This is a genomic window from Phycicoccus sp. M110.8 (assembly GCF_032464895.1).
GTDB lineage: Bacteria > Actinomycetota > Actinomycetes > Actinomycetales > Dermatophilaceae > Pedococcus.
In genome coordinates, this window is the sequence record NZ_JAWDIC010000001.1 from 425,494 (window position 1) to 446,809 (window position 21,316).

A 21,316-nucleotide genomic window follows, 5' to 3' on the forward strand; every position below is an offset into this window, starting at 1 on the left:
TTCGGACCTGCAAACAAGTACAAGCCGAGGTGACCGTGCCTGTCCTCACGCCAATGACGTAGAGCAGGCTGTCGGACACCCGACCAGGATCGGCGCCCTGCTGTCGGACCCGCGTGGTTCCCTGTGCGGATGGTGGAGGTCGTCGTGGGCGCGCTGGTGAGCGGTCGTCGGGTCCTGCTGGTCCACCGCAGCGCTCGAAAGCGTGCCTACCCGGGCGTGTGGGAGCTGCCGGGCGGGGTCGTCGAGGACGGGGAGTCGGAGCTGGAGGCGCTCGCGCGCGAGCTGCACGAGGAGCTCGGCGTGGACGTGGCGACCGACACGGCGTCCCACCTGTGCCGGCTGGTCGTGGCCCCGGCTGGCGAACCGGCCCGGCTCAGTGCCTGGCTGGTGCGGGACTGGCACGGCATCCCGGCGAACCTCGCTCCGGAGGAGCACGACGGCGTGCAGTGGTTCGACGTCGACGAGCTGCCTCCGCCAGCGCACGTGCCCGTGCGCACTGCCCTCCTCGACGCGGTCCGCGGCAGCTGACCGAGAGGGGCCGCCACCCGTGGCCGGCGGTGCGCCGTGGCGCGCTACCGCGAGGGCCGACCGCCGGCCTGCGGCGGGACCCGCAGGCGGAGCGATGTCCCCCCAGCCCCACGCCATGGCTCCAGCCTGCGCCATCCCAGACGCTGCGCTTCCGGCGCCCCGCGTTCACGACCGGCTCCCAGGAGCACACCGGCCACGACGACCAACCCACCCACGAGCTCCAACGGTGTCGGGCGCTCGCCCAGCGCGACGCCGGCGGCCAACATGCCGACGACCGGCACCAGCATCGAGAACGGTCCCACCACGCCGGCAGGGTGCCGGGCCAGGAGCCACGTCCAGATCCCCGATCCCACGACCGTCCCGATGACGACGGTGTATGCCAGTCCGGCCCACGCGGGGGCCGCGGCTGCGGTCAGGGAGGTGTCGAGCGACCTCACGATGGCCCGGGGCCCCTCGACGACCAGGGACAGCGCCAGCATCGGCACCGGCACCACCACTGACATCCACAGCGTCAGGTGCAGCGGGTTGGGGGGAGCAGCCAGACGGCTGGACAGGTTGCCGAGTGCCCAGCCCAGCGCGCCCAGCAGGACGAGGAGGTAGGGGACGAGCTGGGCCCCGCCCGCGCGGGAGACGCCGACGACCACCATCCCGCACGCCGCCATCGCCACGCCGGCCCACTGTCGCGGTAGGACCTTCTCGCGCAGGAGCAGGGCGCCGAGCACCAGGGTGAACGGGCCGGACGCCTGCAGCACCAACGAGGCCAGCCCAGCCGGCATACCCGCTGCCATCCCGCTGTAGAGGAAGGTGAACTGGAGCACGCCGAAGCCGACGCCGTAGCCGACCAGCCACCTGACGGGCACCCGCGGCCGCGGCACCAGGAGGAGAGTCGGGACGGCCAGCAGCAGGAACCTCAGGGCGACGAGGAACAGCGGCGGGAACTGCTGCAGCGACAGGTGGATGGCGAGGAAGTTGACGCCCCAGATGACGGCGACGGCGCAGGCGAGGAGCCGGTGCGACGCGGGGAGACCGGTGCTCATGATCTCGAGCATGACAACGACGACGATGAAGCACCATCGCAACTTTCTGCAGTGATGGTTAAGGTCGCCTACATGGATCCCCGTCACCTCGACCTCCTGCGAGAGCTGGCGGACCGCGGCACCCTCACCGCCGTGGCCAGCGCGACCCACCGGACCCCGTCCGCGGTCTCCCAACAGCTGCGCTCGGCAGAGCGCGAGGCGGGTGTGCCGCTCGTCGCGCCCCACGGGCGCGGCCTGCGCCTGACCAGGGCCGGGTCGGTCCTGGCGGAAGGAGCCGTGGAGGTCGCCTCGGCGATCCAGCGCGTCCAGGCCCGGCTCGACGAGCTGCGCGACGCACCCGTCGGCTCGGTCAGCGTCGCAGCGCTGCCCAGCGCGGCCGAGGTGCTGCTCCCCGAGCTGCTGGACCGGCTGGGGCACACCGAGCTCGACGTGGTCGTGCGCGACGTCGACGTGGCGGAGGCGGAGTTCGCCGCCCTGGCCGCGGACCACGACGTCGTCATCGGGCACACCATCACCGGCACCGTCGGTGCCCCGTCGGACCGCCTGGCTCGCCGCGTCCTCGTCGAGGAGCCCCTCGACATCGCCCTTCCTCGTGGCCACCGGCTCGCCGGACGCCACCACCTGACACCGGAGCTGGTCGTCGGCGAGCGGTGGATCGGCGTGCCGGAGGGCTACCCGTTCGACACCGTCGTGATCGCGGTCGAGAACGCCACCGGCAGGAGGGCCGAACGGGTGCAGCGCGTGCGCGACAACCGGCTGGTCGAGGCGATGGTCGCCCGCGGTCTCGGGATCGCCCTGCTGCCGCGGTTCACGACGCGGCCCAGGGTCGATGTCGTCCTGAAGCCGTTGGTCGGGGTCCGTGCCTCACGCCGCCTGCTCGCCCTGTCGCGGAGGGACGTCGCCGAGCGGGTTGCCGTGCGCACCGTGCTCGACGCCCTGGCGGAGATCGCCTCCGACGCCGCCCACCTCGCGCGCAACGCCGAGGACGCCACACCCGGGCTGCGATGAGTTCCGGCCGGCGTCCGGGTCCTCCTCGGTATGAGCGGCGAGCAGATGGTCCCGGTCAACGGGGTGGAGCTGTGCACCCAGACCTTCGGCAGCCCCGACGACCCGACGCTGCTGCTGGTCGCCGGCATGTCGAGCCCGATGGACTGGTGGGACGTTGGCCTGTGCGAGCGGCTGGCAGCGGGCGGGCGCTGTGTCATCCGGTACGACCTGCGCGACACCGGCCGGTCCACGACGTATCCGCCGGGCGCCCCGGCATACACCGGCGCCGACCTGCGCCGCGACGTCGTGGCGCTCCTCGACGCCCTCGAGGTCGACGCAGCGCACCTCGTGGGCATCTCCATGGGCGGAGCCATGGCACAGTGCATCGCGGTCGAGCACCCGGGCCGGGTGCGCTCCCTGACCCTCATCGACACCACGGCGGCCCTGCCGGGCGTCACAGCCTCCCTGCCGGGGGTCGAACCGGCGCTGGCCGCGCTCTTCGAGGCTGCCGCAGCACGCGGTGAGCCCGACTGGACCGACAAGGCTGCCGTGGTCGATCGGCTCGTCGACGAGCAGCGGGCGTTCATGCGGGCCGGTTTCGAGGAGTCCCGCGTGCGGGCCACCGCCACGCAGGTCGTCGAGCGGAGCACCGACGTCGCGGCGGCGCAGAACCACGCCCTCCTCGACCCCGGGCCCGCCCCCGCCGGTTCGCTCGCCGACATCTCGGCACCGACCCTGGTGGTGCACGGGACGGCGGACCCGCTCTTCCCCCTCCCGCACGGCGAGGCCCTGGCACAAGCGATCCCGCGTGCAGCCCTCCTCGTCCTCGACGGGGTGGGGCACGAGCCGCCACCCCCGAGCCACTGGGCGGTGTTCGTCCGGGCACTCCTCGAGCACACGTCAGGAGAGTTCGAGCCCGCAGCCCTGCCGGCCCTCGCCGATTCGCCGTGACCGCACGGGCGCGGCAGCCCCGGTCGGGGAGGCAGCCTGAACGGGTGCTCCGGCGCGATGTCGAGAACGAGGTCGGGGCTCCGTCCCAGGGGTGAAACCCACCGAGAGAAGGGACACCACCATGAGCAACACCTCGCGCACCGTCGTCGCCAACATCACCCTCTCGCTGGACGGCCGCACCCACGGGCCCGCCGGCGAGCACGACATGGGCTGGATCGCGCCGCACGCGCTGACCGACGTCGCCCGCGACCACATGGTCGACGTCATCGCCCCTGCGACCACCATCCTGCTGGGACGCAAGAACTACGAGGGCTTCGCCGGGTTCTGGCCCGCCGTCGCCGACATGCCCGAGGCCGACCCACGGGACCGCCGGTTCAGCCGGTTCTTCACCGACACCGAGAAGGTCGTCTTCAGCCACACCCTGACCGAGCCCATCTGCGCCAACACCACCTTGACCGCCGACGACCCGGCGACCGTGGTGACGTCGCTGAAGGAGCAGCCGGGCGGCGACCTGGTCATGCTCGCCTCGTCGAGCGTCATCCGCGCGCTGCTGCGGGCTGACCTGGTCGACCGGCTCAGCCTCACGGTGTGCCCGCAGGTCGTCGGCGGGGGCGCACGTCTCTTCGAGGACGGCCTCGAGCCCTCCACGTGGGTCCCCGTGCAGAGCCGCAGCGGCGAGCTCGGCACGACCTGCGTCCTGCTCGACCGGGCGCGCTGACCGGCCGCCGCGCCCGCGCCGTCGACGGCGGAGGTGCCTACTTGATCAGGCTGATCCCGCGCGCGATGACGAGCACCGACAGCATGAGGGCCGACACGGACTCGACGGCCATCAGCATCTTGGCGCGCGGCGTCAGCGGCATCGTGTCGGTCGGGCTGAACGCCGAGGAGTTCGTCACCGACACGTACAGGTAGTCGATGAAGCCGGGCGCCCAGCCGGACAGCGCAGACGATCCTCGTGCCACCTCGCTGATGGCGTCGTGGTCCTCGTCCTGCGGGAAGCGGAAGTCGGCGTTCGGCAGCTGCGGCCTCGGCCGCTGGGTGCGCACGACCGGACCGCCGCGGTCGAGCTCCCAGTAGGCGAGCGCGAACACGATGACGCTCGTCAGCCACACCTGGCCGGCCGCGAGCAGCAGCCGCGGCCCCTGCTCGGCCTTGCCCGTCACGAGCGCCTCCACGAGCAGCCCGAGCGAGGTGGCGTTGGCCGCCGCGATGAGCAGGACGAGGCCGATGGCCAGGCGGCGCAGCCAGCGGTTCTCGCGGGTCAGCCGCCGCGGGTTTGCCGCCACGAGTGGCAGGAACAGCAGGACCTCCAGGACCGGCACCACGACGCGGGGACCCACGAGCAGCCCTTCGGGCAGCGTGGCGTACAGCCCGATGGCGACCACCACGGCGATGGCGGCCGGGAGGCGCGCCTCGCCCGGGTGCTTGCGCTGGGGTGGGTGGTGCTGGGTCACGCCGACAGGTCTATCGCCTCACGAACCGAGTCGCAGCGACGCCACACCGGCACTCCCGCGAACGGCGGCGACCACGGCGGCGGCCAGGCCCTCGTCCGTGACGTCGTGCCCGTCCTCGGACTGCCCGAGCGGTATGCCGCGTGCCGACACGCGTCGCTTGGCCGAGAAGTGCAGCGCGTCCACCCCCGTGGCGAGGAGCTCGGGCACGGCAGCCGCGTCGACGCCGGCCCCCGCCATGACCTCGACCCGGCCTGCCGCGACCTCGACCATGCGGCGCAGGCAGCCGGCACCGTCGACGGCGCGGGGTCCCCCGCCGGAGGTGAGGACCCTGGTGACGCCGGAGCCGGCCACGAGGTCGAGGGCCCTCACCGGGTCGGCACTGACGTCCACCGCCCGGTGGAACGTCACCTGGACCCCGTCCGCCGCCTCCCGCAACCGGTCGAGCACCGCCGGGTCGGGCAGCCCGGCGTCGTCGAGGGCACCGACGACGACCCCGTCCGCGCCGGCGGCGACCGCGCGGTGCACGTCGGCCACCATCACGTCGACCTCGTCCGCGTCGTACCGGAAGTCCCCGGCACGGGGACGCACCAGGACGTGGACGCCCACCGCGCCCGCAGCCGTCGCCGCGGCCGCCACGGCCGCCTCCACGACGGCGAGGGACGGCGTCAGCCCACCGAGCGCCAGGGCCGAGCAGAGCTCGACCCGCTCGAGCCCCAGGTGCACCGCGACCCTGACGCCGGCGACGTCCTGCACCGCCAGCTCGAGGGCCGGCGTCCGCTGCGGGCCGGCGCTCATGCCTGCACCGTCGTCGGCGCCGGCCGGGTCGTCCCGTCGACCCGGGCCGGTCCCGTGAGGACGACCGGCGTCAGGTCCGGTTCCCAGCCACCGCCCACGTGCGCCGCGCCGTCGAACGGGTGCATGGGCCGCCGGATGCGGTGGTGCCCCAGCCGGGCCAGGTCCTGGTCCACGCCACCCGGGGTCAGGGCCAGGGTCCAGCCGGCCGCGAGGTCGTGCAGCGTGGGCTCGAGGTAGCCGATCTTCGTGACGACGAGGTCAGCCGCGCGCGGGTCGAGCCCGATCGCGGTGAAGTCCGCGACGTCGTGGAACGCCGTCCGGAACTCGGTGACCACGGCGTGCAGGCCGCCGACCCGGACCACGGCCACACCGCCGGCCTGGCGGTCGCCCTCGTGCAGCGAGACCAGCACCCCGCGCAGCCGGACGGGCGGCTCGGGCGAGGGCACCGTGCGGCCGCCGACCTCCACGTCGACCTCCGCGCCCACGCGGCACGAGCGCAGGTGCGCCAGGGCCGAGGCGTCGAACACGGACGCCACCAGGGTGGTGGGCCCGTCGGGGGCGACGAGCTCGGGCCGCTGCAGCAGGCGTGCCAGCGTCCACGTCACGTCGCCGGTGCCGCCTGCGCCCGGGTTGTCGCCGGAGTCGGAGACGACGTACGGCCGCGATGGCGAGGCGAGCGCGGCGTCGACGGCCTCGTCCAGCGTGGCCGCGGGACCGACGAAGGCGAACTCGTCACGCAGCGCCCAGAACCGCTCGGCGAGCTCGCGAGCCCCTGCGGCACAGGCGTCCTCGTCCCAGCCCTGGACGACGACCGCGGCCTGGCACCTCGGCTCGTCCGCCCACGCGTACCCCACCCAGACCGACGCGTCGAGGACGCCCTCGCGGGCGGCGATCCCGGGCACGGCGGCATACAGGCTTCGGGCGGGCTCCACCCTGGTGCTCGTCTTCTCGCCCGGCAGCAGCACGGGGACCGGCACCCACGCCCGCACGGGCCGGCGGCCGGACCGCAGCACCTCGACGAGCGTCGCAGCGGCGCGCGCGCGGGTCTCGTCGGCGTCCTCGTGCGGCGCCATCCGGAAGCACGTGAGCAGGTCGACCTGCTCCGCGAGGTCGCGGGAGACGTTGCCGTGCAGGTCCATCGGGGCGGCGAGCACGGTGTCGGTGCCGACCACGGCGCGGACGGCACGCACGAGGTCGGCCTCGGCGTCGTCGAGGCCGACGACGCTCATGGCGCCGTGGATGTCGAGCAGGACCCCGTCGAGGGCGCCGTCGGTGACCAGGTCCCGGAGACCGGAACAGATGCGCTCGAGGTGGTGCCGGTACACGTCGGCCAGGACCGCGCCGCCAGGGAGCGAGCGCGCGAAGTGCACGCCGTACCAACGGATCCCGTCGTCGTCCTGCGGTCGTACGCCGTGCCGCGCCAGCAGCTCCTCATCCTGCAGGACGTGGAAGTCACGGGCCTGGGCCCGGTGCGGCGAGAACGTGGACGACTCGATCCACATCCCCACCACGGAGATCCGCAGCTTGCGTTCGGGAGGGGTCGGGGTCGGCACGGCCTCACGCTACCCAAGGCACGAGCGCGGCCTCAGGAGGGATTCGCGACAGCCAGCGCGCGCTCGGCGACGACTCGTGCGGCCAGGACCGGGCGGAACCGGTCGTGCAGCGTCGTGACGAGGCTGATGAGGCACAGGAAGAAGAAGAGCGCCCCGGCGTCCACGCCGCCGCCGTGCAGGCCGAAGAGCCGGTCGGCGACCAGCACCACGACCACGTTGGCCGCGAGCCGCGCGGCGAAGGCGATCCCCAGCGAGCTGATGCTGCGGCCCCGTCGCGCCATCGCCAGGGTGAAGGCGGCGTTGACCAGGACGACGACCCCGACGCCGAGGAAGAGCTGTGCGTCGGTGGCCCGGATGCCGGGGATGGTCTGTGCGTAGACGACGGCCAGCAGGCCCACGAGGACGACCTTCTCCCCCGTCGCCCACGACCAGATCGCGCCGTACTCGCGGTGCCACGCCATCTGCTCGGCGGCGGTGTCGACCTCCTCGGGCAGCGGGTCGGCGACGACCCGCAGCGGCCAGTCGGGCTCCGGCAGGCGGGGACGCACCACGAACCAGAACACGCCGAGCACCAGCACGACCAGACCGGCCAGGAGCGGCGGCGCCCACGCGTACTGCCCCAGCACGTCGGTGAGGTCGAGCTGTGCGATGTGGATCCAGTACTCCTGGGGCAGCTTGACCACGACCCAGATGAGGGCGGCGGCGCCGATCCACCACCGCAGCGACGGCCGTCTCGGGGACCACCGGCTGCGCACCGCCTCGTAGGCGATGAAGAAGTACTCGAAGGTGTTCGGGAAGACGAGCAGGAGCGGCCGGGCGTGGGTGAGCTCGAACGCGACGACTCCGACGAGCCGGTAGAAGTACAGGAAGCGCCCCACCCGGAACGCCGGCAGGCTCGCCCAGTTCCGCATCGAGGCGAGGTAGGCGATCGCGAGGTAGAAGACGTCCATCGCCTTGTCGTAGCCCTGGTAGCCCGGCGGGTCGTAGCCAAGGGTCTGGAAGATGGTCTGGTCGACACCGTCGAGGACCAGGCACGCCAGGATCGCCGGCAGGGGGTAGCGGAAGATCGCCAGCGGCAGCAGGAACCGCGCTCCGACGACGGCGAGGAACGCGACGGTGACACCACTCACCCGGGCAGTGTCGGGCTCGGGTGTCACCGAGCACAAGGACGCCGGCCAGGCTCTGCCCCCGCGGCCGACGGGCGCTCCGGCTCCGGACCCGCAGCGGCCGGCCACGTCCCGGTCCGCGAGACGCGGCACGGCGCTCGTGGACGGGTCGGGCGGCTCCGTGCTCCACTGGAGCCGTGACCTCCTCCACCGCCACGACGCGCACGCACATGGTGTCCATGTGCCACGGCGTCATGCGGTGTCGCTGCTGCGCCTGACCCCAGCCCGCACCAGCCCGCGTCCGCCCATCCCGGCAGGACGCACGAGACCGGAGACCACCTCATGGCCACGACGCCCACCAGCCACACGGCATACCGCCGCATCCACCTCGACCTGCTGCTGACGCAGGGGTCCGTATGTCCCCGAATGTGCTGCCCCGCAACGCATTCCGACATACCGACCACTGACCAGGAGCACTACCGTGAGCATCGCCACCACCGCCGGGACCCCCGGCGTCAACCGCTTCACCCGTCACCAGCTGCTGCGCACCGCGCGCCTCTTCGCCTCCGACCCTGACCTGCACCGGCTCGTCGACCTCGACGCGCGCGAGCGCACCTGGACCCGGCTCGACGCCACCGAGCACCTCGAGATCTGGCTCATAGGCTGGCCGGTCGGCAGCGGCACCGGCTGGCACGACCACCTGCTGTCCGAGGGCGCGTTCCTCACCGTCCGCGGCGAGCTCGCCGAGCAGACCTGGGCGTCCGGCACCGTGCACGACCGGTTCCTCTGGGAGGGCGAGGGCCGCTCGTTCGGCCCACGCCACGTGCACAACGTCGTCAACCTCGGCGACCGGCCGGCCCTGTCCGTGCACGTCTACTCCCCCGCCCTGCGCGGGATGACCCGCTACGCGCTCGTCGACGACGTCCTGCGCCCCACCGGGGTCGAGCAGGCCGGGGAGCAGTGGTGACCGCCACCGTGACGGCGCCGGCGCCGACCACCACCTCGCCGCCGGTCACTGCCTCCGCGCCAGTCACCGCACCGGCACCGGCCGCCGCCTCGGTCTTCTGGGAGTCCCGCCTCTACAGCGACCCCAATAGTGCACCCACGGCCGACGGCGGACAGGCCGCTGGTCGCGGCTGGGACGCGCCGGCCTACGACGGCGTCGACGACCAGCTGGCCGACTCCCGCAGCCGGCTGCTGCGGGTCAGCGCGCGGGCCGCGTACCAGGAGGTGCTGTACGGGCGAGCCGTCCTCGTGGACATCCGCCCGGCGGCACAGCGAGCGGTCGAGGGCGAGGTCGCCGCCCACCTCGGCCCGCTGGTCGTGGAGCGGAACGTGCTCGAGTGGCGGTTCGACCCGCGCAGCGCGGCGCGGCGCCCCGAGGCCGGCTTCGACACGCGCGTCATCGTGCTCTGCCAGGAGGGCTACACCTCGTCGTTGGCGGCGGATGCGTTGCTGCGACTGGGGATTCGACGGGCCACCGACGTGGTCGGCGGCTTCCGGGCGTGGCGGGAGGTTGGGCTGCCGGTCGCGGCCTGACGGCTGAGCGGCCTCATCTCGCGCGGCACCACCTTCGCGTCGCAGGGGTCAGAGGTAGAGGCCAGTCTGCCCGTCGTCGACCCGGGCCGCGGCGACGGCGTGGATGTCGCGCTCGCGGAGCACGACGTAGTCCTTGGCCTGCACCTCGACCTCGGCCCGGTCCTCGGGGTCGAAGAGCACCCGGTCGCCCAGCTCGACCTGGCGGACGTTGTGCCCGACGGCGACGACCGAGCCCCACGACAGGCGTCGACCGACGCTCGCGGTCGCGGGGATGACGATCCCGCCGCCGGATCGCCGCTCCCCCTCGCCCTCGAGGGCGACGAGGACGCGGTCGTGCAGCATCCGGATGGGCAGGCGGGAGGTGTCCTCAGCCACGGCGTCGACGCACGGCACCCAGCCCGATGAGGGCCACCGCTGCCGCGGCGAGCGCGGCGATGCGCTCGGTGCGCAGCTCGCCGGTGGGGGTGCGCGTCGCCTCGGTGAACTTCACCTTGGCGGTCTCGACCTGGCGCCGGGCGATCTCCTGGGGCGCGGTGCGGGTGTGCAGCTCGTCGACGGTGCCGGCGAGGCGGCTGCGCGCCGCCGCGATCTCGGCCTCGATCTCGTCGACGGACTTCGGTGCGGTGTGCTCGCTCATGGTCGTCTCCTGCGGGCCGGCGGGTGGGTTCGGCGGTGGGCCGGGATCAGTCGTCGATCCCGAGGTCGCGGCGCAGCTTGGCCACGTGCCCGGTTGCCTTGACGTTGTACTGGGCCTGCGTGACGGTGCCCTTCTCGTCGACGACGACGGTGCTGCGGATGACGCCCTCCACGGTCTTGCCGTAGAGCTTCTTCTCGCCGTACGCGCCGTAGCTCTGCATGACGGACTTGTCGGCGTCGGAGAGCAGCGTGATGGTGAGGCCGTCCTTCTCGCGGAACTTCGCGAGCTTGTCCGGGGAGTCCGGGGAGATGCCGAGCACCTCGTACCCGTGGCCGCGCAGGCTGGCGATGTTGTCGCTGAAGTCGCAGGCCTGGGTCGTGCACCCCGGGGTCATGGCCGCCGGGTAGAAGTAGACGATGACCTGCTTGCCGCGCAGGTCCGACAGGGTGACCTTGCCGCCCTTGTCGTCGGGGAGGGTGAAGTCGGGGGCGGTGTCGCCGGGGGTCAGACGGTCAGCCATGGTCGCCTCGCTCTCGCCGGGGGTTCTGTTGTTGCAACTCGTTTGCAATAAGGTGGTCTCCAGCAGCGTCCCCAACCTATCCCAGGTGGGTGCGGTCCACCCGACTGGCAGGAGCCCCGTGCACGTCCCCGACGGATTCCTCGACGCGTCCACGTCGTGGGCCACCGCCGGCATCGCCACGGCCGGTGTCGGGGCAGCCCTCGTCGGCGCGGCCCGCCGCGAGCTCGACGACCGCACCGCTCCCCTTGCCGGTCTCGTGGCTGCCTTCGTCTTCGCTACCCAGATGCTCAACTTCCCCGTCGGCGCCGGCACCAGCGGCCACCTGCTCGGCGGGGCCCTGGCGGCCGTGCTGGTCGGCCCCGCGACCGCGACGCTGTGCCTCACGGTCGTGCTCCTCGTGCAGGGACTGCTCTTCGCCGACGGCGGCCTCACGGCCCTGGGCACCAACGTCACGCTCATGGGGCTGGTGGGGGTCTGGGCGGGGTACCTCGTCTTCCGGCTGGTCCAGTCCGCGCTCCCCCGGCGCGTGTCGATGGTCGCCCCGGCGGCCGTCGCGGGCGCCTTCGTCTCCGTGCCGGTCGCGGCGCTGGCCTTCTGCGGGCTGTATGCCGTGGGCGGCCAGGCCGCCATCCCGCTCGACCGCCTCGTGACGGCGATGGTCGGCTGGCACGTCCTCATCGGCATCGGCGAGGCGGTCATCACCGGCCTCGCCGTCTCCTCGATCCTGGCCGTGCGGCCCGACCTCGTCCACGGCGCCCGCCGCGTGCTGGCGCAGCGAGAGCTCGTCGTCCGCGGTGCGGTGGCGGTGGCCGCCGCGAACCGGACATCCGCCCCCCGGACACTCGACTCCCGGACGGCCCTCCCCCGGGCACACGGTTCCCTGGCACCCGCACCAGCGGACGGCGCCCCTGGCCGCAGCGGCACCGGTTCCCGCCCGGCCGTGAGCTCGCGGGCCCTCCTGACGACCGGGCTGGTCGTGGTCCTGCTGCTCGCCGGCGTCGTCTCCTTCTACGCCTCACGCCACCCGGACGGCCTCAACCACGTCGCCCGCACGCTGGGCTTCGGCAGCACCGCCACCCGGCACACGTCCGACGGCTCGCCCTTCTCGGGCTACGCGACTCGCGGCATCGGCGACGCCCGCCTGTCCCGAGGCCTGGCGGGCGTGGTCGGCGTGGTCCTCGTCGCCGCCGTCGGTGCCGGCCTGTTCTGGAACCTGGGCCGCAGGGCCCGGCCGGAGACTGAGGACGAGGTCGCGGCCCGGACCGCGAGGACGACGGGAGCGGGCGCTGGTCACGGGCACCACCTGCACTTCCACGGGTACTCGCCGATCCACCGCCTGCCGGCCCACACCAAGCTCGTGGCCCTCGTGGCATACGTCGTCGTCGTGGTGGCCACGCCGCGGAACCTGCCCTGGGTGTTCGCGGTGCACGCCGTCCTGCTCGGCGTCGCCGTCGCGGTCTCCCAGGTGCCTCCGCGCTACCTGGCCCGACGCATGGTCGTCGAGGTGCCGTTCGTCGTCTTCGCGCTCCTGCTGCCGTTCGTCGCCACCGGGCCCAGCGTGCAGGTCGGCCCGCTCAGCCTGTCCCAGCACGGGCTGGCCGGTGCCGCCGCACTGCTCGTCAAGGGCACGCTCGGCGTCCTGGCGTCGCTGCTGCTCGCCGCCACCACCGAGCCCCGCGACGTCGTCGCCGGCCTGGAGCGGCTGCGCCTGCCGCACCAGCTCGTGCAGATCATGGGTTTCATGATCCGCTACCTCGAGGTGGTGACCGGAGAGCTGGCGCGGATGCGGGTGGCCCGCGAGTCCCGCGGCTTCCGGGCCCGGTCGGTGCGGTCGTGGCCGGCGCTGGCGTCCACCGTGGGGGCGTTGTTCATCCGGTCCTACGAGCGTGGCGAGCGCGTCCACCTCGCGATGCTGTCCCGCGGCTACACCGGGCGTATGCCGGTGCCGCACCCCATGACCGCGACCGCCGCCCAGTGGCGGCTCGCCGCAGCCCTGCCCGTCGCGGCCCTCGCCGCCCTGCTCCTGGGAGTCGCCGCGTGAGCACCCCCGTCCTCGACGTCCGCGGTCTCGCGTACGCCTACCCCGACGGCCACCAGGCCCTGTTCGGCGTCGACCTGCACGTGCACCGCGGCGAGCGGGTGGCGCTGCTCGGGCCCAACGGCGCGGGCAAGACCACCCTGGTGCTCCACCTCAACGGCATCCTGTCCGGCGGTGCCGGGTCGGTGGAGGTCTCCGGGCTGCCGGTCACGAGCGAGAACCTCATGGAGGTGCGCCGCCGGGTCGGGGTGGTCTTCCAGGACCCCGACGACCAGCTGTTCATGCCGACCGTGCGCGCCGACGTGGAGTTCGGGCCCGCCAACCTCGGGCTGCGCGGAGCCGCCCTCGAGGCCCGGGTGGTGCGAGCGCTGGAGCAGGTCGGGATGCTCGAGCACATCGACCGGCCGCCGCACCACCTGTCGTTCGGCCAGCGCCGTCGCGTCGCCGTCGCCACGGTGCTGGCGATGGAGCCGGAGGTCCTCGTCCTCGACGAGCCGTCGTCCAACCTCGACCCGGCGTCGCGGCGCGAGCTCGCGGACATCCTGCGCGCGCTGGACGTCACGGTGCTCATGGTCACCCACGACCTGCCCTACGCCTACGAGCTGTGCCCCCGGTCGGTCGTGCTGTCCGGCGGCGTGGTCGTCGCCGACGGCACCACGCGGGACGTGCTCACCGACGACGCGCTCATGGCCGCGCACCGCCTCGAGCTGCCCTTCGGCTTCGACCCGCGGACCGTCCCCGCGCCCCAGCACTGACCGCTCAGGCGGGGTCGGATCAGTCCGGGTCGGCCCACTCCGCCTCGTCGGAGCCCCACCGGCGCCCGACCCAGGCGAACTCCGTCGGCCCGTCGTCAATTCGGAACGCCGGCCGCGGGCCCGTCACCACACCCGCCTCGGTCGGCGTGTCCACCGTCCAGGGACCGGTGTCCTCGACCGGTGCCGCGGGGCCGTCCAGCGCGTCGGTGCGCAGCAGCCAGTGCGCCGTCCGGGCGAGGTGGGCGCTCACCCGCCAGGTCCCGCCCTGCTCGGCACGGGCGCGCAGGGCCGTGAGGACGCCCGCCGCCAGCAGGTAGCCGGTGGCGTGGTCGAGGGCCTGGGCCGGCATGGCAGCCGGGACGACGCCGTCCGCCGACTCGAGCAGGGAGATGCCCGTCGCGGCCTGGACGATCGAGTCGAACCCGCGCCGCCCACCCCACGGCCCGTCGGGCGTCCACGCCGACAGGCTCGCGTGGACCACGTGCGGGTGCCGCTCCGCGACACTCGCCGCGTCGAGGTGGTATGCCGCAAGCGCACCCGGGCGGTATCCAATCACCAGCACGTCGGCCCGCGCCAGGAGCTCGTGCAGCCGGTCGCGGGCGTGCTCCACGTGCAGGTCGACGAGCGTGGACCGCTTGCCCGAGTCCGTGTCGAGGTGCAGCGCCTCCAGCTCGGGCAGGTGCGGGCTGTCGACCCGGAGCACGTCGCACCCGAGCAAGGCCAGCGTCCGTGTCGCGACCGGCCCCGCGAGGACCCGCGTGAGGTCGAGCACCCGTACTCGGCGGCCCAGAGCCGCCACGTCAACCGGGGCCACGGGACCCGCCGCAGGGTCGCGCTCGACGGCGAGGAGGTCGTGGGCGTCGACGGCGCGCGCCTGCTCCCCCGCCATCCACTCCGCCAGCGTGCGGACCCGCACCGCGATCCCGTGGTCGGCGGTGACGACGTCCTCAATCTCCTGGGCCGGGCGCTCCGCGACCGCTGCGACGACCTCCGGCCGACCCGCGTCGGCCGGCAGGTCGAGTGCCCGCAGCAGCCGGTCGCGGTGGTGCGGGTAGTTCGCGTGCGTGCGCACCCAGCCGTCGGAGGCGGCGAAGAAGCCCGACAGCGGGGCGAAGCCCTCGACCGGGCTGCCGTCCACCCGCTGCACCTGGTCGGCGCGGAACGAGGTCGCCACCTGCCTCGGGTCGACGTGCACCCGGCGGGCGCCCGTGAGGGCGAGGCCCGCCAGCCCCGCCGCCGCCACCGACCCCGCCGCGAGTGTGCCCACGGGCAGGGCGGACGGCAGGAAGCTGCCACCGGCGAGGTCGAGGTGCTCCGCGGCATACGCCTCGTCGAGACCCAGGACGGGGAGCACGTCACGCAGCAAGGGGTTCACGGCACGACCCTAGGACCCTCGCGACCCGATCAGACCCGTCCGCGGATCCATGACGTTTGTCATGCCCGAAATCACCCAGACGTCCGAGCCTGTCCGAGGACCCCGACCCGAGGGTGTCCTCGGGGACCGACCGGTCCCCGCCGTCCAACCAAGGGAGCACACGATGACCCTGAAGCTCGGTGTGGTCGCCGCCGTGGTGGCCGCCGGCCTCGGCCTCGCGGCCGGAGGCCCCGCGCTGGCTGCGTCCACCGCGCCTGCGCTGACCGGCACGGACCTGTCGGCGCAGGCGCCGGAGTCCGCGTTCCACGCGAAGGGGGCCGAGGCCGGCGCCGTCGCGTGCACGCGTCCCGCGCCTGACGGTCGCGTCTCGACGACCCTGCACTGCTACACCCCGGACCAGATCCGCGCGTTCTACGGGCTGGCACCCCTCACCCCGAGCACCACGGACGGCGCCGGGCAGACCATCGTCCTCGTCGACTCCTACGGCAGCCCCACCGCCGCGCAGGACGTCGACTTCTTCGCCAAGACCTTCAACGGCCCAAAGCCCGACTTCGAGGCCGCCTTCCCCATCGGCAAGGTCGACTACACGCACGCCACGGGCAACGGCAGCGGCCAGGCGGGCCCGACGTCCGCCGAGGGCTGGGCCGGCGAGGCGAACCTCGACGTCCAGTGGGCGTACGCCATAGCCCCCAAGGCGCACATCGTCCTCATCGGCACCCCGGTCGCCGAGACCCAGGGCGTGCAGGGCATGCCGAACATGATGAAGGCCATCGACTGGGCCGTCGCCAAGTACCCGGCCGGCACGGTGTTCTCGATGTCGTTCGGCACCAGCGAGGAGGCCTTCGGCGGCGCTTCTGCCGCAGGGCAGTTCGCCAAGTACGACCAGACCTTCCAGCGCGGGCTGGCCAAGCACGACACCTTCTTCGCCTCCTCCGGCGACGACGGATCCCTCGGCACCGGGCGGGCGCACCACCAGACCCAGACCGTCGACCACCCGTCGGTGAGCTACCCGAACTCCTCGCCCTACGTGACCTCGGTCGGCGGCACCCAGGTGCAGTCGGGCTGGACGTGGAACCCGACGCAGGACAAGCCGTTCAACGACGACGGCAGCCGCAACCCGCTGTACTGGGCGTGGAACGAGGGCGGCAACACCCAGGCCGTCTGGAACGAGAGCTGGGCCGGCATCGGCACCGGCGGCGGCCAGTCGAGCGTCTACCCGCGGCCGTCGTGGCAGTCGGGTGTCGCGTCGGTGGTCGGCTCCCACCGCGGCGTCCCCGACGTCGCCTGGAACGCGGCCGTCAACGGTGGCGTGCTCGTCTACCACTCCTACTTCCAGAACCTCGACGGCGTGGCGTGGGGCGTCTTCGGCGGTACCTCCGCCTCCTCGCCGCAGGTCGCCGCGGTGACCGCGATCGCCAACGCCGCCCGCGCGGCCGCCGGCAAGCCGGGCATCGGCAACCTCAACGAGGCGATCTACGCGCCGTCGTTCCCGCGGGCCACCGCGTTCAGCGACGTCGTCGCCCACACCTACGGCACCGCCCCCAGCGGCGTCCTGCAGGACAACCGGATGTGGGAGTACGGCGCCGACGGGTTCGTGCACCCGGGACCGGTCGCGGGCTGGCCGACCACCGCGGGCTACGACCTCACCACCGGCTGGGGCAGCCCGAACGCGCCCGGCTACGTGACGGCGCTGACCGCGGCACCGTGACGCAGGCTCGTCTCACGCACGTCGGGGCGGCGCAGACCGTGTGCCGAATCCGTTGTGAGGCAATGAGTGTGACGCACTGAGAATGCGTCGGCCCGGGTCCCTGCGGACCCGGGCCGACGCACGTGCGCTGCAACAGGTCAGCCGTCGTAGCCCTCCGGCAGCAGCTCCCCGACCGGCGTGGCCGCGCCGATCCGGTTGGCCGGCGGGGCGAGCGGGCAGACCCAGCGGTAGTCGTAGACGCACGAAGGGTTGTAGGCGAAGTTGAGGTCGACCACCCAGTCCTCCCCGTCGCGGCCGAGGTCGCTGCCCTTGACCGTGTCGAGGACGTAGCGGCCCGCGCCGTACGTCTCGGCCCCCGCCGACCCGTCGCGCAGCGGCAAGAAAACGCCGCCGCCGTAGGAGTCGAGCCACCACACGGCCACCTCGCCGAGGTCGCCGAGCGCGACCGTGCCGATCCCGCTGAACGGCACGACCCCGTCGGTGCCCGTCGTGAACTTCCAGCCGTCGAGCTCGGCCGGCACCACCGGGACCGTGAACCGGAAGGCCGGGTCGTATGCCGCGTGCCGCATCCGCTGCCCCGGCCGCCGGGGCGACGCGGGGTGGGTCTCGAACAGCTCGGTCCGGCCCTGCACCCAGAGGGCGTGCGCGGCCGCGGGGTCGCGCTCGGCGCGCACCGCGGCATACAGGGCGTGCACCTCGCGTCTCCACGAGGCGACCTGGAGCGGCGGCGGGTAGGTGAGCTCGTCCTCGACGGCGGTCATGGTGGTCTCAGTCCTCCAGGGCGTGCTCGTGCACGAAGCGCTCGGCCCGGCGGTCAGGCACGAGCCAGGTGATGGCGACCGCGACGTAGGCGGCGACGCCCAGCCACGGCGAGATGAACGTCCCGAGGATGCCCAGGACGTAGACGACCGGGCTCAGCTTGCCCTTGAGGTCGCGCCCGAGCGCCTGGCGCAGCAGGCTCTCGCGGCCCTCGCGCCGGAAGATCGCCAGCTGCAGCACGTAGTAGGAGATCGCCGCGAGCAGCAGGTTGGCGCCGTAGACGCCGACGGGCAGCGGGGCGAACCGCGTGTCGTCCATCCACGCAGTCGTGAACGGCACCAGCGACAGCATGAACAGCAGCGCGAGGTTGGCCCACAGGATCGCTCCGCTGACGTACCGCACCAGCTGGAACATGTGGTGGTGGTTGTTCCAGTAGATGCCGATGTAGACGAAGCTCAGCAGGTAGGTGAGCAGCCCCACCAGCGAGGGCCGGAGCGCCTCGAACGTCGGCTCCTCCGGGACCTTGAGCTCCAGCACCATGATCGTGATGAGGATCGCCAGGACACCGTCGCTGAACGCCTCGAGCCGCCCGGTCCGCATGCGGGAAGTCTAGGCACGTGCGGGAAGGCGGTCGGGCACGTCCTGTTTGCTCGGATTGCCCCTTTGCGCCGGCCGGGAGAGGTTGGAGGGGAGCCGCCCGTCCGGGTCGCGGCCACCGACGAAGGGGACTTCCGTGAAGGCACTGACGTGGCAGGGCAAGCGCGACGTGCGGGTCGAGGAGGTGCCCGACCCGACGATCCAGGAGCCGAACGACGCCATCATCAAGGTGACGTCGACCGCCATCTGCGGCTCGGACCTGCACCTGTACGAGGTGCTCGGCGCCTACCTCACCCCCGGTGACGTCCTCGGGCACGAGACGATGGGCGTCGTCGAGGAGGTCGGCCCCGAGGTCACCCACATCAAGCCCGGCGACCGGGTCGTGATCCCGTTCAACATCTCGTGCGGCTCGTGCTGGATGTGCGAGCGCGGCTTCATGGCCCAGTGCGAGACGACCCAGGTCAAGGACCAGGGCAAGGGCGCGACGCTCTTCGGCTACACCAGCCTGTACGGCGCCGTGCCCGGTGGCCAGGCCGAGTACCTGCGGGTGCCGCAGGCCCAGTTCGGGCCGATCAAGGTGCCGGACGAGATGCCGGACACCCGCTTCCTCTACCTGTCCGACATCCTGCCCACGGCTTGGCAGGGCGTGCAGTATGCCGACGCGAAGCCGGGCGACACCATCGCCGTCGTGGGGCTGGGGCCCGTGGGGCAGTTCGCCACGCGGATCGCCAAGCAGCTAGGGGCCGAGCGGGTCATCGGCGTGGACCTCGTGCCCGAGCGGCTGGCGCTGGCCGCCCAGCACGGCATCGAGACCCTCGACCTGCGTGAGGTCGACGACGCGGCGGACGCCCTCATCGAGATGACCGGCGGGCGTGGCCCGGACGGCATCCTCGAGGCGGTGGGCATGGAGGCGCACGGCTCCCCCAGCGCCAAGGCCGCGCAGACCGCGGTGGGGCTGCTGCCCGACGCGGTCGCCAAGCCGCTCATCGACCGCATGGCCATCGACCGGCTCGACGCCCTGACCACCTGCCTCAAGGCGGTCCGGCGCGCGGGGACGGTCTCTGTGAGCGGCGTCTACGGCGGTGAGGTCGACCCGCTGCCGATGATGGAGATGTTCGACCGCGGCATCACGATGCGGATGGGCCAGTGCCACGTGAAGCGCTGGATCGACGACATCATGCCGCTCGTCCTCGACCCGGCCGACCCGCTGGGCACCGAGGACCTGGCGACGCACCTGCTGCCGCTGGCCGAGGCGCCGCACGGGTACGACATCTTCCAGAAGAAGGAGGACGGGTGCGTCAAGGTGGTCCTGCAGCCGTGACGCGGTCGTCGGGAGGGGCGGCCTCCCGCGGCAGGGCGGTCCTCGTCACCGGGGCCTCGAGCGGAGTCGGCCGCGCCACAGCCCTGCAGCTCGCGGCCGAGGGCGCCGACGTCGTGCTGCTGTCGCGGTCGGCGTCGGTGCTGGCCGAGGTGCACCGCGACTGCGAGGCGCACGGCGTGCGGGCGGTCGTGACCGTCGCCGACATCACCGACCGGGATGCGCTGGAGGCCGCCTTCGACACGGCGGTGCGAGAGCTGGGGCGGCTGGACGGCGTCGTGCACTCGGCGGCCGCGCTGGCGTACGGGCGGTTCGAGGACGTGCCACCGGATGTCTTCGACAAGGCGGTGCTGACGACGCTCGGCGGGACGGCCAACGTGGCCCGGTGCGCGCTTGCTGCGTTTGCCGGGTTCGGGGGCGGCAGCCTCGTGGTCGTCGGGTCGCTGCTGGGCAAGATCAGCACGCCGTTCATGAGCTCGTACGTGACGCCGAAGTGGGGGGTGCACGGCCTCGTGCGCACCCTGCAGATCGAGGCACGCACGACGCCCGACACCCATGTGAGCCTGGTCTGGCCCGGTGGCGTGGACACGCCCGTCTACCTCCAGGCCGGCACGTACCTGAAGCGGCACGGCCGGCCGCCGCCCCCGGTCGACCCGCCGGAGAAGGTCGCGCGAGCCGTCGTCGCGGCCCTGTGGCGACCGCGCCGCGAGGTGTCGGTCGGGTTGGCCAACCCGATCACCGTGACCGGGTTCCGTGTGTTCCCAGGGCTTTTCGACGTGCTCGTCACTCCGCTGATGAAGCTCGGCGGTCTGTCCCGCGGGGAGGTCGATGACTCACCCGGCAACGTCCTGTCGCCGACGCCGGAGGGCGAGGCGGTCCATGGCCGGTGGGGCCGGCAGTGGCTGCGGCCGGTCGCCACGGTCGGCTTGGGCGTCGTCGCCGCGGGCGCTGGCTTGGCGGCCTCGGCCGTCCGCGGCGTCAACCGCGCGGGGAGGCCATGACGCGCCGCGCCGGCTACTGGACGTGGGCCGGGTCGCGGCGCTGGCTGGTCGCCCCGGTCGCTGAGGGGGCGGTGCGCGGCCAGGTCCAGGCGTACCGCACGATGAGGGCGAGGACGACGAGCTCCAGCACCACGCCGAAGCCGTAGTAGTAGAGGTAGAACCCGCCCGCCACGTTGAAGACCGTGGGCAGGACGTAGAGCGCGGCCACGACGAGGTTGATGATGCGGTTCGCCCGGGGGGCCAGCACCGCCGACAGCACGACCATGAAGATCGGGACGGACACGAGGGTCAGGGCGCTGATCGAGAAGGTCTGCGAGAGGTCGAACGTGTGGACCTTCCCGTCGAGGATGTCCGTGATGGTGCCGGGCGTGTAGAAGCCGAGGATGTCCACGTAGGCGTAGAGGAGGACGAAGCTCGTCCAGGCTGCGACGAGCTTGGCCCTCACCGGGAGTCGCTGGTCCTCGAGGGTGGCTGCGGTGGGTTGGCGGGTGCTCACGACGGGCTCCGTTTCGCTGGTGGGGATCGGTGCGTCCACGATGGCCGGAAGCCGGCGTCGGGCACGTCCGCCCCGAGGCCGCAGTTCGCCTGGCCGGTGGCACGGTCCGCCTCTTGTACTTTCGGCCGGTACGCCGGGTCGCCCCGGTCCCTAGGCTGCAGC

At 73.1% G+C, this 21,316-nt stretch carries 23 protein-coding genes; 11 read left to right on the forward strand and 12 right to left on the reverse strand.

Annotated elements, in window-relative coordinates:
* The first annotated feature begins 129 nt into the window (after positions 1-129).
* Positions 130-528, forward strand: coding sequence for an NUDIX domain-containing protein (locus RKE38_RS02045; RefSeq protein WP_316005790.1), 399 nt, complete (start codon positions 130-132; stop codon positions 526-528).
* A gap of 44 nt (positions 529-572) precedes the next feature.
* Here the strand turns inward: RKE38_RS02045 and RKE38_RS02050 are convergent, their stop codons facing one another.
* Positions 573-1,565, reverse strand: a complete 993-nt coding sequence (locus tag RKE38_RS02050; protein WP_316005791.1) for an EamA family transporter — start codon at positions 1,563-1,565, stop codon at positions 573-575.
* 72 nt (positions 1,566-1,637) lie between these two features.
* Here RKE38_RS02050 and RKE38_RS02055 point away from each other — a divergent pair, with 72 nt between their 5' ends.
* From RKE38_RS02055 to RKE38_RS02065, 3 genes are all read left to right on the forward strand, one after another.
* Entirely contained in the window at positions 1,638-2,573 is a 936-nt protein-coding gene (locus RKE38_RS02055; protein WP_316005792.1) for a LysR family transcriptional regulator, read from the forward strand.
* Between the two features lie 30 nt (positions 2,574-2,603).
* A complete protein-coding gene (locus RKE38_RS02060) occupies positions 2,604-3,503 on the forward strand; it encodes an alpha/beta hydrolase (RefSeq protein WP_316005793.1) in 900 nt (299 codons plus the stop codon).
* Positions 3,504-3,624: 121 nt separating this feature from the next.
* On the forward strand, positions 3,625-4,221 hold the full coding sequence (locus RKE38_RS02065) for a dihydrofolate reductase family protein (protein ID WP_316005794.1): 597 nt from the start codon (positions 3,625-3,627) through the stop codon (positions 4,219-4,221).
* 37 nt (positions 4,222-4,258) lie between these two features.
* Here RKE38_RS02065 and RKE38_RS02070 read toward each other — a convergent pair whose 3' ends face one another.
* Genes RKE38_RS02070 through RKE38_RS02085 form a run of 4 tightly spaced genes read right to left on the reverse strand, consistent with a single transcriptional unit; the run spans position 4,259 to position 8,435 of the window.
* On the reverse strand, positions 4,259-4,957 hold the full coding sequence (locus RKE38_RS02070; protein WP_316005795.1) for a hypothetical protein: 699 nt from the start codon (positions 4,955-4,957) through the stop codon (positions 4,259-4,261).
* Positions 4,958-4,975: 18 nt separating this feature from the next.
* Complete coding sequence (locus RKE38_RS02075; RefSeq protein ID WP_316005796.1) at positions 4,976-5,752, reverse strand: copper homeostasis protein CutC; 777 nt, start codon at positions 5,750-5,752, stop codon at positions 4,976-4,978.
* A complete protein-coding gene (locus tag RKE38_RS02080; protein ID WP_316005797.1) occupies positions 5,749-7,305 on the reverse strand; it encodes a M81 family metallopeptidase in 1,557 nt (518 codons plus the stop codon). The genes RKE38_RS02075 and RKE38_RS02080 overlap by 4 nt, the downstream gene beginning before the upstream one ends.
* A gap of 32 nt (positions 7,306-7,337) precedes the next feature.
* Entirely contained in the window at positions 7,338-8,435 is a 1,098-nt protein-coding gene (locus tag RKE38_RS02085; protein ID WP_316005798.1) for a hypothetical protein, read from the reverse strand.
* Between the two features lie 457 nt (positions 8,436-8,892).
* On the opposite strand from RKE38_RS02085, the gene RKE38_RS02090 reads away from it, so the two are divergent.
* Positions 8,893-9,378, forward strand: coding sequence for a cysteine dioxygenase (locus tag RKE38_RS02090; protein WP_316005799.1), 486 nt, complete (start codon positions 8,893-8,895; stop codon positions 9,376-9,378).
* Complete coding sequence (locus RKE38_RS02095; RefSeq protein ID WP_316005800.1) at positions 9,375-9,950, forward strand: rhodanese-like domain-containing protein; 576 nt, start codon at positions 9,375-9,377, stop codon at positions 9,948-9,950. The genes RKE38_RS02090 and RKE38_RS02095 overlap by 4 nt, the downstream gene beginning before the upstream one ends.
* A 48-nt stretch (positions 9,951-9,998) precedes the next feature.
* On the opposite strand, the gene RKE38_RS02100 is transcribed toward RKE38_RS02095, so the two are convergent.
* The 3 genes from RKE38_RS02100 to bcp are packed head-to-tail and all read right to left on the reverse strand — an operon-like array spanning position 9,999 to position 11,107.
* Entirely contained in the window at positions 9,999-10,292 is a 294-nt protein-coding gene (locus tag RKE38_RS02100; protein WP_316007580.1) for a co-chaperone GroES, read from the reverse strand.
* A gap of 25 nt (positions 10,293-10,317) precedes the next feature.
* Positions 10,318-10,587, reverse strand: a complete 270-nt coding sequence (locus RKE38_RS02105; RefSeq protein WP_316005801.1) for a DUF3618 domain-containing protein — start codon at positions 10,585-10,587, stop codon at positions 10,318-10,320.
* Positions 10,588-10,633: 46 nt separating this feature from the next.
* Positions 10,634-11,107, reverse strand: a complete 474-nt coding sequence (gene bcp / locus RKE38_RS02110; protein ID WP_316005802.1) for a thioredoxin-dependent thiol peroxidase — start codon at positions 11,105-11,107, stop codon at positions 10,634-10,636.
* 118 nt (positions 11,108-11,225) lie between these two features.
* Between bcp and cbiQ the strand changes: the two genes are divergently transcribed.
* Both cbiQ and RKE38_RS02120 read left to right on the forward strand, forming a co-directional pair.
* Positions 11,226-13,148, forward strand: coding sequence for a cobalt ECF transporter T component CbiQ (cbiQ, locus tag RKE38_RS02115; RefSeq protein WP_316005803.1), 1,923 nt, complete (start codon positions 11,226-11,228; stop codon positions 13,146-13,148).
* Entirely contained in the window at positions 13,145-13,900 is a 756-nt protein-coding gene (locus tag RKE38_RS02120; RefSeq protein WP_316005804.1) for an ABC transporter ATP-binding protein, read from the forward strand. Before cbiQ ends, RKE38_RS02120 begins: the two co-directional genes overlap by 4 nt.
* Before the next feature lie 19 nt (positions 13,901-13,919).
* Here RKE38_RS02120 and RKE38_RS02125 read toward each other — a convergent pair whose 3' ends face one another.
* Complete coding sequence (locus RKE38_RS02125) at positions 13,920-15,275, reverse strand: CoA transferase (RefSeq protein ID WP_316005805.1); 1,356 nt, start codon at positions 15,273-15,275, stop codon at positions 13,920-13,922.
* 163 nt (positions 15,276-15,438) lie between these two features.
* On the opposite strand from RKE38_RS02125, the gene RKE38_RS02130 reads away from it, so the two are divergent.
* Complete coding sequence (locus tag RKE38_RS02130; RefSeq protein ID WP_316005806.1) at positions 15,439-16,983, forward strand: S53 family peptidase; 1,545 nt, start codon at positions 15,439-15,441, stop codon at positions 16,981-16,983.
* A 137-nt stretch (positions 16,984-17,120) separates the two neighbouring features.
* On the opposite strand, the gene RKE38_RS02135 is transcribed toward RKE38_RS02130, so the two are convergent.
* Together RKE38_RS02135 and RKE38_RS02140 are read right to left on the reverse strand one after the other, a co-directional pair.
* Positions 17,121-17,744: a DUF1684 domain-containing protein gene (locus tag RKE38_RS02135; RefSeq protein WP_316005807.1), complete on the reverse strand. Its 624-nt coding sequence runs from the start codon at positions 17,742-17,744 to the stop codon at positions 17,121-17,123.
* 7 nt (positions 17,745-17,751) lie between these two features.
* Positions 17,752-18,342, reverse strand: coding sequence for a TMEM175 family protein (locus RKE38_RS02140; protein ID WP_316005808.1), 591 nt, complete (start codon positions 18,340-18,342; stop codon positions 17,752-17,754).
* Between the two features lie 133 nt (positions 18,343-18,475).
* Between RKE38_RS02140 and RKE38_RS02145 the strand changes: the two genes are divergently transcribed.
* The gene (locus tag RKE38_RS02145; RefSeq protein ID WP_316005809.1) at positions 18,476-19,660 is read left to right on the forward strand and encodes a zinc-dependent alcohol dehydrogenase; all 1,185 of its coding nucleotides are present in this window, start codon (positions 18,476-18,478) and stop codon (positions 19,658-19,660) included.
* Positions 19,657-20,658 carry an SDR family NAD(P)-dependent oxidoreductase gene (locus RKE38_RS02150; RefSeq protein ID WP_316005810.1) on the forward strand — a complete coding sequence of 334 codons (1,002 nt, stop codon included), beginning with the start codon at positions 19,657-19,659 and terminating at the stop codon, positions 20,656-20,658. The genes RKE38_RS02145 and RKE38_RS02150 overlap by 4 nt, the downstream gene beginning before the upstream one ends.
* Positions 20,659-20,671: 13 nt before the next feature.
* On the opposite strand, the gene RKE38_RS02155 is transcribed toward RKE38_RS02150, so the two are convergent.
* Positions 20,672-21,154 (reverse strand): DUF6326 family protein, encoded by a 483-nt coding sequence (locus RKE38_RS02155; RefSeq protein WP_316005811.1) that lies wholly within the window; start codon positions 21,152-21,154, stop codon positions 20,672-20,674.
* Between the last annotated feature and the right edge of the window lie 162 nt (positions 21,155-21,316).